Consider the following 14560-nt stretch of genomic DNA (forward strand, 5'->3'; position numbering starts at 1 on the left):
AGCGTTACCGGCACCTGTCCACGGGAGAGCGGCCGCCCGCGCTGGCGATGCTGCCCTGCAGCGCTTAATTTAGGCCCATGGATCACGATTCTACCGACCATCCGAAGCGCAAGGCGCGGCGGGGTTCCCAGCCGGATTTGCCGCCACAGGACCTGACCGCCGCCGATGTCGATCCCGCGACGTCAGCCGCCGAGGAGGACGACGAGGCGCGCTTGCCGGAAGCGCCCGAGGAGCCTGCCGAGGCGATTGCCGAAGGCCCGCTGGCGGTCGGCCACACGGCCATCGAAAACGCAGTGCGGCTGGCGCCGACCTCGCCCGGCGTCTACCGCATGCTCAATGGCGCAAGCGACGTGCTTTATGTCGGCAAGGCCAAGAACGTCCGCAAGCGGCTGTCGTCCTATGCCCGTGTCAATGCGCCCTTGCCCGCGCGCATCCTGCGCATGATCGCGGCGACGGTGACCGTCGAGATCGTCTCCACCACGACCGAGACCGAAGCGCTGCTGCTGGAAGCCAACCTGATCAAGCAGCTACGGCCGCGCTTCAACGTGCAACTGCGCGACGACAAGTCGTTTCCCTATATCCTGATCACCGGCGACCATTGGGCGCCGCAGATCCTCAAGCATCGCGGCGCGCAAACGAGGCCTGGACGATATTTCGGGCCGTTCGCATCGGCCGGCGCCGTCAACCGCACCATCACGGCGCTGCAGCGCGCGTTTCTGATCCGCTCCTGCACCGACGGCTTCTTCGAAAGCCGCACCCGGCCCTGCCTGCTCTACCAGATCCGCCGCTGCTCGGGACCCTGCACGCGCGAGATCGACTTTCCCGGCTATAGCGAGCTGGTGCGCGAGGCGAACGATTTCCTCTCCGGCCGCAGCCACGCCGTGAAGCAGCTGCTCGCCGCCGAGATGGAGAAGGCATCCACCGAGCTCGAATTCGAGACCGCGGCGCTGTATCGCGACCGCCTCGCCGCGCTGTCGGCGATCCAGTCGCAGCAGGGCATCAATCCGCGCACCGTGGAAGAGGCCGACGTATTCGCCATCCATCAGGAAGGCGGCTATTCCTGCGTGGAAGTGTTCTTCTTCCGCACCGGCCAGAACTGGGGCAACCGCGCCTATTTCCCGCGCGCGGAGAAGTCGTTCACGCCGGAGGAAGTGCTGGCCTCGTTCCTCGCGCAATTCTACGACGATAAGCCGCCGCCGAAACTCATCCTGCTCTCGCATGAGATCGAGGAATCGGCACTGCTTGCCGACGCCCTTTGCGTGAAGGCTGGCTACAAGGTCGAAGTCTCGGTGCCGAAGCGCGGCGAGAAAAAGGAATTGGTCACGCATGCGCTGACCAATGCGCGCGAGGCGCTTGGCCGCAAGCTCGCCGATACGGCGACGCAGAGCCGCCTCCTGGAATCGATAGCCGCCACGCTCGGACTGCCGCAGGTGCCGAAGCGCATCGAGGTCTACGACAACAGCCACATCCAGGGCACCAACGCCGTCGGCGCAATGATCGTGGCGGGACCGGATGGCTTTATCAAGAACCAGTACCGCAAGTTCAACATCAAGTCCGAGGGACTGACGCCCGGCGACGACTACGCGATGATGCGCGAGGTGCTGGAGCGGCGTTTCAAGCGGCTGTTGAAGCCGCCGGAGGGCGACGCGCCCCAAGGAAAAACTGGAGCGAAAGCCGACGATGATTCGTTCCCGCAATGGCCCGATCTCGTCATCATCGACGGCGGCCGCGGCCAGCTCAACGCCGTCAGGGAGATTTTTGGGGGCCTGGGACTGACCCAGGTCTCGCTGATGGCGGTGGCAAAAGGCCCGGACCGCGACGCCGGGCGGGAGACCCTGTTCATGCCCGACCGCGAAGCCATCAAGCTCGAACCGCGCGACCCTGTGCTGTATTTCATCCAGCGGCTGCGCGACGAGGCGCATCGCTTCGTGATCGGCTCGCACCGTAAACTGCGGAAAAAGGACATCAGGGAAGCCGGTTTGCAGGAAATCCCGGGCATCGGCCCGTCACGCAAACGTGCCTTGCTGCATCACTTCGGAACACTGAAGGAGATCGAGCGCGCCTCGATTGCGGACCTCGGCAAGGTTCCGGGCGTTAGCGCCGAAAGCGCCCGCAAGATCTTTGAATTTTTCCATGCACAGGCGGGTTAAGGGGACCTCCGGTCGAAAGGCATTGTCATTTGGGCGTCGCCTGCGACAGATGATCTAGACCCGCACGGTTGACCTTCACGTTCCAGCGGTATTGGTAAGACGGATGAACATCGCAACAGCCAAAGGGCAGACCAAGACCCTGTCCCTGCCGAATATCCTGACCTACGCCCGTATTGCCGCCATTCCGGTGGTGGTCGGCTGCGTTTTCGCCCAGTCCATCCTGGACGGCCCGCTGTGGCTGCGCTGGGTGGCCCTGGCCGTCTTCATTGCCGCTGCGGTGACGGACTACCTCGACGGCTACTATGCGCGAATCTGGGATCAGCAATCCGCTTTCGGCCGGATGCTCGACCCGATCGCCGACAAGCTCCTGGTAGCGTCCTGCCTCTTGATGCTGGCAGCCGACAGCAGCATCCATGGCTGGACGCTTTGGGCTGCCATCGTGATCCTGTGCCGCGAGATCCTGGTCTCGGGCTTGCGGGAATATCTCGCGGCATTGCGGGTCAGCGTGCCCGTAACCAAGCTGGCGAAATGGAAGACCACAATCCAGCTCGTCGCGATCGGCTTCCTGATCGCGGGCGAGGCGGGTGAGCAGATCCTGCCTGCGACCACCCTGATCGGCATCGTCCTGCTGTGGATGTCGGCGATCTTCACCATCTACACTGGCTGGGACTATTTCCGCGCCGGCATCCATCACCTCATCAAGGAGGATGAGGGATGAAAGTCAAATATTTCGCCTGGGTACGCGAGCGGGTCGGCATGGCGGAGGAAACCGTCGAGCCGCCGGCCGACGTGCGCACGGTGAGCGATTTGATCGGCTGGCTCTCCAGCCGTGGCGAAACTTATGCCCATGCCTTCGAAAAGCCGAAGGTGATCCGCGCCGCGATCGACCACGCCCATGTCAGGCCGGACGCCGCGATATCAGGCGCGCGCGAGATTGCATTCTTCCCGCCGATGACCGGCGGTTGAACTTTACCCATGTCTGTCACCGCGACCATTCGCATCCAGGAAGCCGATTTCGACGCTGCGCAGGAGATCGCGGCGCTTACCAAGGGCCGCACCGATATCGGCGCCGTCGTCACCTTCAGCGGCATCTGCCGCGGCAGCGAGAACGGCGAACCGATCGCGGCGCTGACGCTCGAGCATTATCCCGGCATGGCGGAAGCCGAGATCGGGCGCCATGCCGATGAAGCGCTGTCGCGCTGGCCGCTGCAGGGCCTCACCATCATTCACCGGTTCGGCCGCATCGCGCCGGGCGAGAACATCGTGCTGGTGGTGACGGCCTCACCGCATCGCCAGGCAGCCTTCGAAGCAGCGGAATTCCTGATGGACTACCTCAAGACCAACGCGCCGTTCTGGAAGCGCGAGGAAAGCGAAACAGGCACGAGCTGGATTGAAGCACGTGACCATGATGACGCCGCCGCGGCGCGCTGGACCAAATCCTGATGGCAAGGCGTGCGAAACCGGCGGCGAAGCGCAGCGTCAGTCAGACGAAACTGCCCAAGGTCGGTGCGGGCGAACTGCTGACGCTGCTCGATTTCGTCCGCTATGCCGTCAGCCGCTTCGTCGAAGCCAGGCTGGTATTCGCACACGGCACCACCGATCCGGTGGCAGAAGCCGCCTTTATCGTCTGCGAGGCGCTGCATCTGCACCCCGATCAATTCGAGAGTTTCGCGACCGCGCGTGTCACGTCGGCTGAAGGCAAAAAGATCCTCGATCTGATCGCGCGCCGCGTCACGACGCGAAAGCCCGCCGCCTATCTCGTCAACAAGATCTACATGCGCGGCCTGCCCTTCTATGTCGACGAGCGCACCATCGTGCCGCGCTCCTTCATCGGCGAACTGCTGGACCAGCATTTCGGCGGCGATGGCGACGACGAGGCCGGTTCGCTGCTCGCGGACGCAGGCGCGGTGGAAAGTGTGCTCGACCTCTGCACCGGCTCGGGCTGCCTCGCCATTCTGGCCAGCCGGAATTTTCCGAATGCCGCGGTCGATGCGGTGGATATTTCAAAGGACGCGCTCGAAGTCGCCGCGCGCAATGTCGGGGACTACGGGCTGGAGGACAGACTCACGCTGTACCGCGGCGACCTGTTCAAGCCGCTAAGCGGCAAGCGCTACGACCTCATCATTTCCAATCCGCCCTATGTCGATGCGCAAGGCATGGCTGACCTGCCGCGCGAATGCCGCGCCGAACCGAAACTCGCTTTCGACGGCGGCGCGGACGGGATCGACATCGTCCGCCGCATCCTCGACGAGGCGTCCGCGCACCTCACGCCTCAGGGCGGGCTGTTATGCGAGATCGGCCGCTGCCGTCCGCAGCTCGAAGCCGCCTATCCGCACCTGCCGCTGCTCTGGCTCGATACCGAGGATTCCGAGGGCGAAGTATTCTGGATCGCCGCCGCGGATCTCTGAATCCGCCGCAGTTGCGCGCAAATATCACGGCTCGCCGGCGTTCCCGTTCAGGGACGAAAATGATAGTTTGGGACTAGCCCAACGCCCCAAACGTCAAGAGGCCGCCCATGCTGGACAAGAGCGCCCGCCCCACCCCCGTCAACGTTCCGAACGATCTCGCCGCGCACTGGATGCCGTTCACCGCGAACCGGGCGTTCAAAAAGAACCCGCGGCTGCTCGCCGGCGCGAAAGACATGCACTATTTCACCGTCGACGGCCGCAAGATCATCGACGGCGCCTCGGGCATGTGGTGCACCAATGCCGGCCACGGCCGCACCGAGATTTCATCGGCGATCGCCAAGCAGGCCGAGGCGCTGGACTATGCACCGCCGTTCCAGTTCGGCATTCCGCAGGCATTCGAACTCGCCAGCCGAATTGCCGAACTGGCGCCCGCCGGCCTCGACCACGTGTTCTTCTGTAATTCCGGCTCGGAAGCCGCCGACACCGCGCTCAAGATCGCGCTGGCCTATCACCAGATCAACGGCCAGGGCAGCCGCATCCGCCTGATCGGCCGCGAGCGCGGCTATCATGGCGTCGGCTTCGGCGGCACCTCCGTCGGCGGCATCGTCGGCAACCGAAAGCTGTTCGGCTCGCTCTTGACCGGCGTCGACCATCTGCCGGCGACCTACGACCGCGAGAAGCAGGCCTTCAGCAAGGGCGAGCCGGAATATGGCGCGCATTTCGCCGATGAGCTCGAACGCCTCGTCAATCTGCACGGCGCCAACACCATCGCCGCCGTGATCGTCGAGCCGATGGCGGGATCGACCGGCGTGCTGCCGGCGCCGAAGGATTACCTCAAGCGGCTGCGCGAGATCACCCAGAAGCATGGCATCCTCCTGATCTTCGACGAGGTCATCACCGGCTATGGCCGGCTCGGCTTTGCCTTTGCCGCCGAACGCTACGGCGTGGTGCCTGACATGCTGACCTTCGCCAAGGGCGTCACCAACGGCGCCGCTCCGATGGGCGGCGTGCTGGTGCGCGACACCATCCATGACGCCTTCATGAGCGGGCCGGAATATGCCGTGGAACTGACCCATGGCTACACTTATTCCGCGCATCCGCTGGCCTGCGCCGCGGGCCTCGCCACCCTCGACATCTACCGCGACGAGAAGCTGTTCGAGCGCGCACGCGAGCTCGAGCCAAAATTCGCCGACGCCGTAATGTCGCTGCGCAAGGAAGCTGATGTCGTGGATATCCGTACCGTGGGTCTGACCGCCGGCATCGACCTCGCGCCGTTGGCGGATGCGCCGGGCAAGCGCGGCTTCGCCGGGCTCAACAGCGCCTTCCACGACAACGATCTGATGGTGCGGGTGGCCGGCGACACCCTGGTGCTGACCCCGCCCCTGATCATCACCGAAGATCAGATCGGCGAGATCATCGACAAGGTCGCCAAGGTGATCCGCGCGACGGCGTAAGGCAGACCCGCTCGTGTCCCGGCCTTGAGCCCGGACCAATCTTACCGCACGTCGGATCCCGCGACATGGGTCCCGGCTCTGCGACGCAGTGTTGCACGCTGCGCCGCGTCCGGGACGCGCAATTGGCCCTCGTCGGCCCAGTTCCGGCCGTGTCCAAAGAACACTAGCTCTGCGAATCAACATTGGTGCTAAGGTTGCAGCGCTTGGGACAGCGCAAGTTGGACGGTGCCTGAAACTTCCGTGTTTTCCCGGGTAAGACCAGTTCGGACCTGAGGGCGTAGCGCGCGACATGATTCGCATTTCGACGATTTTCATCGCCATCTGCATGGTGCTGGTTGCAGCCTCCCTCGGCCTCGTCCTGCATGCGGTGGCGGGTTTTAGCGGCACCGAATCCGCGATCGTGGCGCTTACCGCGCTTACCTTCCTGATCCTCTACAACGCCGTGTCGATGCGGCTGCGCGACCGCTCCGACGTCGGCGGCCAGATCGCCGATTTGTCGCGCGGCACCGCCGACCTTGCGCGTCAGGTCGCCGAGTTCGGCCGCCGGCTCGCCGCCGTCGAGGGCCGGCTGGTGTCGGCGAACTCCGCAAGCTCTGACCGCATCCAGGCCGTGGTCGGCGAGATCAGCGAACTCGGCGTGCTGGTCAAGCAACTGGCCGTCTCGGTGGCGAGCCATGAGGACCTCCTGGCCTCGGGTGCGGCGGCCGCAGCCTCCGCCCCGGCCCGGCCGGATCCCGAACCCCAGCACGAACCGGCGGTCGCCGCCGAGCAGGCGGCGCCCGCCGCCAGGCCCACGCCGGCTGCAGCCGCAAAGCCGGCACCGGTTGAAGCCGCTTCGCCCTCGCGCAACCAGCCGCAACTGCTTGCTGCGGTGAAGAACGCCGTCGAGGAAAGCCGGCTCGACATCTACCTGCAGCCGATGGTGACGCTGCCGCAGCGCAAGGTGCGCTTCTACGAGGCGGTGACGCGGCTGCGCGACGACAGGGATCAGATCCTCGCCGCCGACGATTTCATCCCCACCGCCGAAGCCGGTGGGCTGATCGGCAAGATCGATCACATGGTGATGCTGCGCTGTGTCCAGGTGTTGCGCCGCCTGATGGTGCGCAACAAGGACGTCGGCGTGTTCTGCAACGTCTCGGCGGCGACGCTCGGCAATCCCGCCAACTTCGCGCAGTGCCTCGACTTCCTCGAGGCCAATCGGGCGCTGGCGCCGTCCTTCGTGCTCGAATTCAAGCAGGCGGCGTTCCGCCATCTCCGCCCGACCGAGATCGAAAATCTCGCCGCGCTGTCGCAGCGTGGCTACCGCTTCTCGATCGATCATGTCACCGACTTGCGGATCGAGCCGCGCGACCTTGCCGATCGCGGCGTCCGCTTCATCAAGGTGCCGGCGGCATTGCTGCTCGATCCCAAGCAGAGCTCGACCTCGGACATTCACCCGTCCGACCTTTCCGACCTGCTCGGCCGCTTCGGCATCGACCTGATCGCCGAGAAGATCGAAGGCGAGCGCGCGGTGGTGGACCTGCTCGACTATGACGTGCGGTTTGGACAGGGGTTCCTGTTTGCGCCGCCGCGGCCGTTGCGGCCCGAGGGGGCATCTGCTACCGGCGGGGCGACAGCAAACAAGGACTCCGCCAATCCCAATGGCTCCAGCAACACCGTCCCTATGGCCGGCCCGGCCGCAGAGCCTCCAATGCGGGCAACCGGCAATGCCGCACTGGCGCGCCGTGCCGCAGGGCCGGGCTAACAGGCTTCCGACATCATGACTTCATTGCGCTTCGTGGAGCGGCTGAGCGACCTCGTGAACGGCGTGGAGGTCATCCTCTCCGACATCTGGGGTGTGGTGCATAACGGGCTCGAATCCTTTCCTGAAGCTTGCGAGGCGCTGCACACCTATCGCCAGCGCGGCGGCACCGTCATCCTGATCACCAACGCGCCGCGGCCGGCCGATTCCGTGCAGCGGCAATTGCGCAAGCTCGGCGTCGCCGATGAAACCTACGACGCCATCGTCTCTTCCGGCGACCTGACCCGGAACTTCGTCGCCGACCATCCCGGAAAGAAAATATTCTGGATCGGTCCGGAGCGGGACTCGTCGATCCATCGCGGGCTCGACGCCGTGATGACGCCGCTGGAGCAGGCCGATTACATCATCTGCACCGGCCTGTTCGACGATGAAACCGAATCGGCGGAAGACTATCGCGCGATGCTGCTGCAGGCGCGCGAGCACAAGCTGCCGCTGGTTTGCGCCAACCCCGACATCGTGGTCGAACGCGGCGACCGCCTGATCTATTGCGCGGGCGCCGTCGCCGAGCTCTATCGCGAGTTGGGCGGCGAATCGATCTTCTACGGCAAGCCGCACCGGCCGATCTATGACCGCGCCATGGCGCTCGCCGCCGAACGCCGCGGCCAGCCGACCTCGCTCGACCGCGTGCTGGCGATCGGGGACTCGGTGCGGACCGATCTCACGGGTGCCTTGGGCTTCGGAATCGATTGTCTTTTCCTGACCCGCGGCATTCATTCCGAGGAATTCGAAGGCATCGACCAGCTCGATGCGGCCTCGGTGAAGGAGCTGTTCGGTCACCCGCCCCGCGCGCTGATGCGGGAGCTGCGGTGGTAGGTGCATCGCTGCACCGGACTCAAAATTGCGAAAACAACCCCATGCAAAGTAGAATAGGCCCCGGCTCGCACTCACGCCGCTTGCGTCCGGGGCATGAGATGGTCCGTCGTCACGGCCCAACCTAATCTCATCCTGCTCTAGCACTGTGTCGTCATGGCCGGGCATAGCCGTCCGAAGGACGGCGTCGCTTCCGCTCGCCTACGCCCGGCCATCCACGTCTTGCTGGTCGGGCGGCTCCAAAAACGTCGATGCCCGGGACATCTAGCGCGAAGACGCGCTTCGCGCTTTTGCCCGGGCATGAGGGAAATTGTTGCTGATGACGTGGACTGTTTTCGCGGCGCCTTACGCCGTCGCCATATCCGGGAAGACCGCCTCGATCTTGGTCTTCAGCGTCGCCGCGTTGAACGGCTTGACGATGTAATTGTTCACGCCGGCCTTCTTGGCGGCGATTACGTTCTCGGTCTTGGATTCCGCCGTGATCATGATGAAGGGCGTGGTGGCCAAGTTGGGGTCGGCGCGGACTTCCTTGAGCAGGTCGTAGCCGGTCATCGGCTCCATGTTCCAGTCGGAAATCACCAGCCCGTATTTCTTGCCGCGCATCTTGTTCAGTGCGGCCGAGCCATCGCTGGCGTCGTCGATGTTGTCGAAGCCGAGCTGCTTCAAAAGATTTCGGATGATGCGGATCATGGTGCTGTAGTCATCGACCACCAGAACCGGCATGGATAAATCAACCGCCATCTTTCCCCCACTCAATGCTTACGCCACAAACTATCCGCAGGCCTGCGCGACCCGCAGTCCTCCGCCAACCTCTAGCATCAGCCCTTAAACAGCGCGTAAACGGCCGGAGCCGGATTGCATCCGTTTTGGCCCCAGCCTGCCCGCTTGACTTCAGCGGGTCCCCCGATCACGGTCCGGCCGCGTTCACCGAGCCGAAATTGCCAAAGAATTCCTGAAATGACTGGTTTTACCGTTATCCGAGACACCACCCCTGCCGCCGATATCCCCCGAGGGTCGGTGGTCGCCATGGGCAATTTTGACGGCGTCCACCTGGGCCACCGGGCCGTGATTGACGCCGCCTTGCGGATGGGCCGCGCCCACGGCAAGCCGGCTTTCGCCCTCACCTTCGAGCCGCATCCGCGCACCTTTTTCAGCCCGAACAGCCCGCAGTTCCGCCTCTCGGACGAGCCCAACAAGCTGCGCCTGCTGGCCGGCACCGGGCTCAACGGCGCCGTCGTGATGACCTTCGACAAGACCCGCGCCGGAACCTCGGCGCAAGATTTCATTCACCATGACCTGATCGAGCGCCTCGGCGTCAGCGGCATCGCGGTCGGCTACGACTTCCATTTTGGCAAGGGCCGGGCCGGCTCGCCGAGCCTTTTGGTCAGCGAGGCGCCGCGGCTCGGCATCGAGGTCGACGTCCAGGCCCATGTCGATATCGAGGAGCGGCCGGTGTCCTCCAGCGCGATCCGCATGGCGCTGGCGGAGGGCCAGATCGACGAGGCCACCGCCATGCTGGGCGGGCCGTGGTTCGTCAGCGGCGAGGTGATCCATGGCGAGAAGCGCGGCCGCGATCTCGGCTACCCCACTGCCAATATCCGCCTCGACAAGAATTGCAGCCTGAAGCACGGCATCTATGCTGTTAGGATCGGCCGCGGTGCCGAGCGGTTCGATGCGGTCGCCAGCTTCGGCCGCCGCCCGACCTTCGACAATGGCGCCCCGCTGCTGGAAGTGTTCCTGTTCGACTTCACGGGCGACCTCTATGACACCGTGCTCGACGTCGCCTTCATCGGTTTCATCCGCGACGAACTGAAATTCGACAACATCGAAGCGTTGATACGTCGGATGGACGATGACAGCGCCAGGGCGCGCGCGGCCCTTGCCGCAGCGCCGGACGCATTTCCCAGGCTCGGAACGATCGGTTGAACAAGACGGAAAAACAAAAAATGCTGGCCGGCGAGTTCTATCGCCCCGGCGATCCCGAACTTCAGGCCGATGCCGCCGCCAACAAGGCCTGGCTGGCGCGCTACAACGCGGCGCTCGCGGCACCTGTGGCTGAGCGGCATGCGCTGCTCTCGTCCCATTTCGGCCATGTCGGCGCCAGTGCCGTGATCCGTCCGCCGTTCTTTTGCGATTATGGCTACAACATCCGGCTCGGCGACGAGGTGTTTCTCAATTTCAACTGCGTCATCCTCGACGTGGTCGAAGTCGTGATCGGCGACCGCACCCAGATCGGACCGGCGACGCAAATCTACGCCGCCGACCACCCGCGCGACGCCGAAACGCGCCGCACCGGCCTCGAATTCGGCCGTCCAGTGCGGATCGGCAGCGACGTCTGGATCGGCGGCGGCGCGATCATCCTGCCCGGCGTCACGATCGGCGACGGCGCGGTGATCGGCGCCGGCAGCGTGGTAACGCGGGATGTCGCCGCGGGCGTCACAGTCGCCGGAAACCCGGCCCGGCCGCGCACAAAGTGATCCGGCCTCGGCTGCCGCCGGGCTTTGAGATTCCCCGGTTGGCTGCTATGGAAAGCCCCATGTTTTCGCGGCGCATCATCAGCATTAGCGGCCCGGCTTCCGCCTGAGCTTTGGCTCGGCGCAAGACCGGGATTGTCCTGTTCACCCCGCAATATCCGCTTTTCAGCGCCGCTTTCGAGCCAACCAGAGCATTCATGTCCCAACAGCCGCAAAAGTCCGAAGTCGCCGACTATTCGAAAACCCTGTTCCTGCCGCAGACGGAATTCCCGATGCGCGCCGGCCTGCCGCAGCGCGAGCCGGAGATCCTCAAATACTGGAACGAAATCGACCTTTACGGAAAGCTGCGCGAGAGCGCCGAGGGCCGCGCGAAGTTCGTGCTGCATGACGGGCCGCCCTACGCCAACGGCAACATCCACATCGGCCACGCCCTGAACAAGATCCTCAAGGACGTCGTCACCAAGAGCCAGCAGATGCTCGGCTTCGATTCCAACTATGTGCCCGGCTGGGACTGTCACGGCCTGCCGATCGAATGGAAGATCGAGGAAGAGAACTACCGTTCCAAGGGCAAGCCGAAGCCGGACTTCCGCGACTCCACCGCGATGGTGGCGTTCCGGAAAGAGTGCCGTGCCTATGCGACGCACTGGATCAACGTGCAGCGCGAGGAGTTCAAGCGGCTCGGCATCATCGGCGACTGGGACCATCCCTACGAGACGATGAGCTATCCCGCTGAAGCCCAGATCGCGCGCGAACTGATGAAGTTCGCCGCCAACGGCACGCTCTATCGCGGCTCCAAGCCTGTCATGTGGAGCGTGGTGGAAAAGACCGCGCTGGCCGAGGCCGAGGTCGAGTACGAGGATTACACCTCCGACATGGTGTGGGTGAAGTTTCCGGTCACCTCTCCGGCGCATGGCGTGCTTTCGGAAGCGTCCGTAGTGATCTGGACCACGACGCCGTGGACGCTGCCCGGTAACCGCGCCATCTCTTTCTCGCCGAAGATCGCCTATGGTCTCTATAAGGTCACCGATGCGCCCGCTGACAATTGGGCAAAGACCGGCGATCTCCTGATCCTCGCCGACGCGCTCGCGGAGGAGGTATTCAAGCAGGCTCGCGTCACCGCCTACGAGAAGGTGCGCGACCTGCCGGGTGACACGCTCGACGCGGTGGAATGCGCTCACCCGCTGCGAGGCTTCGCCGGCGGGTACGAATTCACCGTGCCGCTGATCGCCGGTGACCACGTCACCGACGACACCGGCACCGGCTTCGTCCATACCGCACCCGGTCACGGCCGCGAAGACTTCGATGCCTGGATCGCGAACGTGCGCGAGCTGGAGGCCCGCGGCATCCACCCCGTGATCCCCTACACTGTCGACGAGAACGGCGCCTACACCGATCATGCGCCGGGCTTTGAGGGCAAGCGCGTCATCAACGACAAGGGCGAGAAGGGCGACGCCAACGAGGCCGTCATCAAGGCGCTGGTCGAGGCCGGCAAGCTGCTCGCGCGCGGCCGGCTCAAGCATCAATATCCGCATTCCTGGCGCTCGAAGAAGCCGGTGATCTTCCGCAACACGCCGCAATGGTTCATCGCGATGGACAAGGACATTGCGGTGGACGGCAACACCAGGCCCGGCGACACATTGCGCGCCCGCGCGCTGCACGCGATCTCGGTGACGCAGTGGGTGCCGCCTGCCGGCCAGAACCGCATCAACGGCATGATCGCGGGCCGACCGGACTGGGTGATCTCGCGCCAGCGCGCCTGGGGCGTGCCGATCGCCGTGTTCGTGCGCGAGAAGGGCGACGGCTCCGCTGAAATTCTGCAGGACGAATTCGTCAACCAGCGCATCTGCGAAGCCTTCGCGGAAGAAGGCGCCGATGCCTGGTACATGGAAGGCGCCCGCGAGCGTTTCCTCGGGGAACGCGCGGCTGAGGACTGGAAGAAGGTCGACGACATCTGCGACGTCTGGTTCGATTCCGGCTCGACCCACGCCTTCGTGCTGGAAGACCGCCAGAACTTCCCAACCCTCGGCAACATCGTCCGCAAGATCGACGGCGGCGACGACACCGTGATGTATCTGGAAGGCTCCGACCAGCATCGCGGCTGGTTTCATTCCTCGCTCCTGGAAAGCGCCGGCACGCGTGGCCGTGCGCCCTATGATGTCGTGCTCACCCACGGCTTCACGCTGGACGAGAACGGCCGCAAGATGTCGAAATCGCTCGGCAACACCGTCGAGCCGCAGAAGGTGATGAAAGATTCGGGCGCCGATATCCTGCGCCTCTGGGTCTGCGCCACCGACTATGCCGATGACCAGCGCATCGGCCCCGAGATCCTCAAGAACACCATCGAGACCTACCGCAAGCTGCGCAACTCGATCCGCTGGATGCTCGGCACGCTGCATCATTTCAATCCGGCCGATGCGGTCGCCCATGGCGACATGCCCGAGCTGGAACGCCTGATGCTGCATGAGCTTGCCAAACGCGCTTCGATCGTGCGCCAAGCCTATGCCGAGTTCGATTACAAGACGGTTGTCGCGACGCTTGCGGCGTTCATGAACACCGAATTGTCGGCGTTCTATTTCGACATCCGCAAGGACACGCTCTATTGCGATCCGCCGTCATCGGTGGCGCGCAAGGCGGCGCTGACTGCGATCGACATCATCTGCGACGCGATCCTGCGCTGGCTGGCGCCGGTGCTCAGCTTCACCTGCGAAGAGGCGTGGCGGATGTACGAGCCGGACGCCGCACCGTCGGTGCACCTGACGCTCTTCCCGGAGGGATTTGACCAGTTCCGTGACGATGCGCTTGCCGGCAGGTGGGAAACCATCCGTAACGTCCGTCGTGTCGTCACCGGCGCACTCGAGCTCGAGCGCGCGGCCAAGAACATCGGCTCCTCGCTGGAGGCGTCGCCTTTGGTCTACGTGTCGGATCAGAACATCTTCAATACGCTGATCGACATCGACCTGGCGGAAGTCTGCATCACCTCGAACGCCATGGTAACCAATGACGACGCGCCGGCCAGTGCATTCACCCTCGCCGACGTGCCTGGCGTCGCCGTCGTCGTCGAGAAGGCCGTCGGCACCAAATGCGCGCGCTCCTGGAAGATCCTGCCGACCGTTGGCGAAGACGCCGAATATCCCGACGTCTCCCCGCGCGACGCGCAGGCCTTGCGGGAATGGAAGGCGCTTGCCGAGGGCGTGAAGCCGGTTGAAGCGGTCGAAGCGCGCGCCAGGCCCGTCGCGTTGGTCGAACAGCCGGCTATCGAACCGGTGCTGCAAACGGAGGAAGTGCCGGAGCCGGCCGTTTCAACAGAGGTGATCGCGGACAAGGCCGGCAAGAAGGTCAGAGTCAGGAAGCCTGCAAAAGCCCCGGCAACGGAGACAGCCGCCGCCGCAGCCGACAAGGCTGCCGTAGCCAAGCCTGAGATCGTAGAAGCCGTGAAGGCCCCTGCCAAGAAAGCCAAGAGCAA

Annotated in this window: 11 protein-coding genes and 1 pseudogene; 11 read left to right on the plus strand and 1 reads right to left on the minus strand. The window is 64.4% G+C overall.

Translation table 11 applies throughout. The annotated features are described in order from the left end of the window. Positions 1–77 precede the first annotated feature (77 nt). The 8 genes from uvrC to LMTR21_RS32800 all read left to right on the plus strand — a co-directional run bounded on the left by uvrC (position 78) and on the right by LMTR21_RS32800 (position 8626). On the plus strand, positions 78–2150 hold the full coding sequence (gene uvrC, locus LMTR21_RS32765; RefSeq protein ID WP_065753459.1) for an excinuclease ABC subunit UvrC: 2073 nt from the start codon (positions 78–80) through the stop codon (positions 2148–2150). Between the two features lie 103 nt (positions 2151–2253). After that, complete coding sequence (gene pgsA, locus LMTR21_RS32770) at positions 2254–2868, plus strand: CDP-diacylglycerol--glycerol-3-phosphate 3-phosphatidyltransferase (RefSeq protein ID WP_057856576.1); 615 nt, start codon at positions 2254–2256, stop codon at positions 2866–2868. Continuing rightward, on the plus strand, positions 2865–3116 hold the full coding sequence (gene moaD, locus LMTR21_RS32775; protein WP_065753460.1) for a molybdopterin converting factor subunit 1: 252 nt from the start codon (positions 2865–2867) through the stop codon (positions 3114–3116). Before pgsA ends, moaD begins: the two co-directional genes overlap by 4 nt. Before the next feature lie 9 nt (positions 3117–3125). Next, on the plus strand, positions 3126–3593 hold the full coding sequence (locus LMTR21_RS32780; RefSeq protein ID WP_065753461.1) for a molybdenum cofactor biosynthesis protein MoaE: 468 nt from the start codon (positions 3126–3128) through the stop codon (positions 3591–3593). Continuing rightward, positions 3593–4558 carry a 50S ribosomal protein L3 N(5)-glutamine methyltransferase gene (gene prmB / locus LMTR21_RS32785; RefSeq protein ID WP_065753462.1) on the plus strand — a complete coding sequence of 322 codons (966 nt, stop codon included), beginning with the start codon at positions 3593–3595 and terminating at the stop codon, positions 4556–4558. The genes LMTR21_RS32780 and prmB overlap by 1 nt, the downstream gene beginning before the upstream one ends. A 107-nt stretch (positions 4559–4665) precedes the next feature. Beyond that, the gene (gene aptA, locus LMTR21_RS32790) at positions 4666–6012 is read left to right on the plus strand and encodes an omega-aminotransferase AptA (RefSeq protein ID WP_065753463.1); all 1347 of its coding nucleotides are present in this window, start codon (positions 4666–4668) and stop codon (positions 6010–6012) included. A gap of 289 nt (positions 6013–6301) precedes the next feature. Next, a complete protein-coding gene (locus LMTR21_RS32795) occupies positions 6302–7756 on the plus strand; it encodes an EAL domain-containing protein (protein WP_148636035.1) in 1455 nt (484 codons plus the stop codon). 15 nt (positions 7757–7771) lie between these two features. Then, positions 7772–8626, plus strand: coding sequence for a TIGR01459 family HAD-type hydrolase (locus LMTR21_RS32800; RefSeq protein WP_065753465.1), 855 nt, complete (start codon positions 7772–7774; stop codon positions 8624–8626). Between the two features lie 342 nt (positions 8627–8968). Here the strand turns inward: LMTR21_RS32800 and LMTR21_RS32805 are convergent, their stop codons facing one another. Next, positions 8969–9364 carry a response regulator gene (locus LMTR21_RS32805; protein WP_057835874.1) on the minus strand — a complete coding sequence of 132 codons (396 nt, stop codon included), beginning with the start codon at positions 9362–9364 and terminating at the stop codon, positions 8969–8971. A gap of 216 nt (positions 9365–9580) precedes the next feature. Between LMTR21_RS32805 and LMTR21_RS32810 the strand changes: the two genes are divergently transcribed. From LMTR21_RS32810 to ileS, 3 genes and pseudogenes are all read left to right on the plus strand, one after another. Then, on the plus strand, positions 9581–10549 hold the full coding sequence (locus LMTR21_RS32810; RefSeq protein WP_065753466.1) for a bifunctional riboflavin kinase/FAD synthetase: 969 nt from the start codon (positions 9581–9583) through the stop codon (positions 10547–10549). Then, a complete protein-coding gene (locus LMTR21_RS32815) occupies positions 10546–11100 on the plus strand; it encodes a sugar O-acetyltransferase (RefSeq protein ID WP_065753467.1) in 555 nt (184 codons plus the stop codon). Before LMTR21_RS32810 ends, LMTR21_RS32815 begins: the two co-directional genes overlap by 4 nt. A gap of 194 nt (positions 11101–11294) precedes the next feature. Then, positions 11295–14291, plus strand: a pseudogene (gene ileS, locus LMTR21_RS32820) (isoleucine--tRNA ligase); the annotation flags it as partial. Between the last annotated feature and the right edge of the window lie 269 nt (positions 14292–14560).

Source organism: Bradyrhizobium paxllaeri (assembly GCF_001693515.2).
GTDB lineage: Bacteria > Pseudomonadota > Alphaproteobacteria > Rhizobiales > Xanthobacteraceae > Bradyrhizobium > Bradyrhizobium paxllaeri.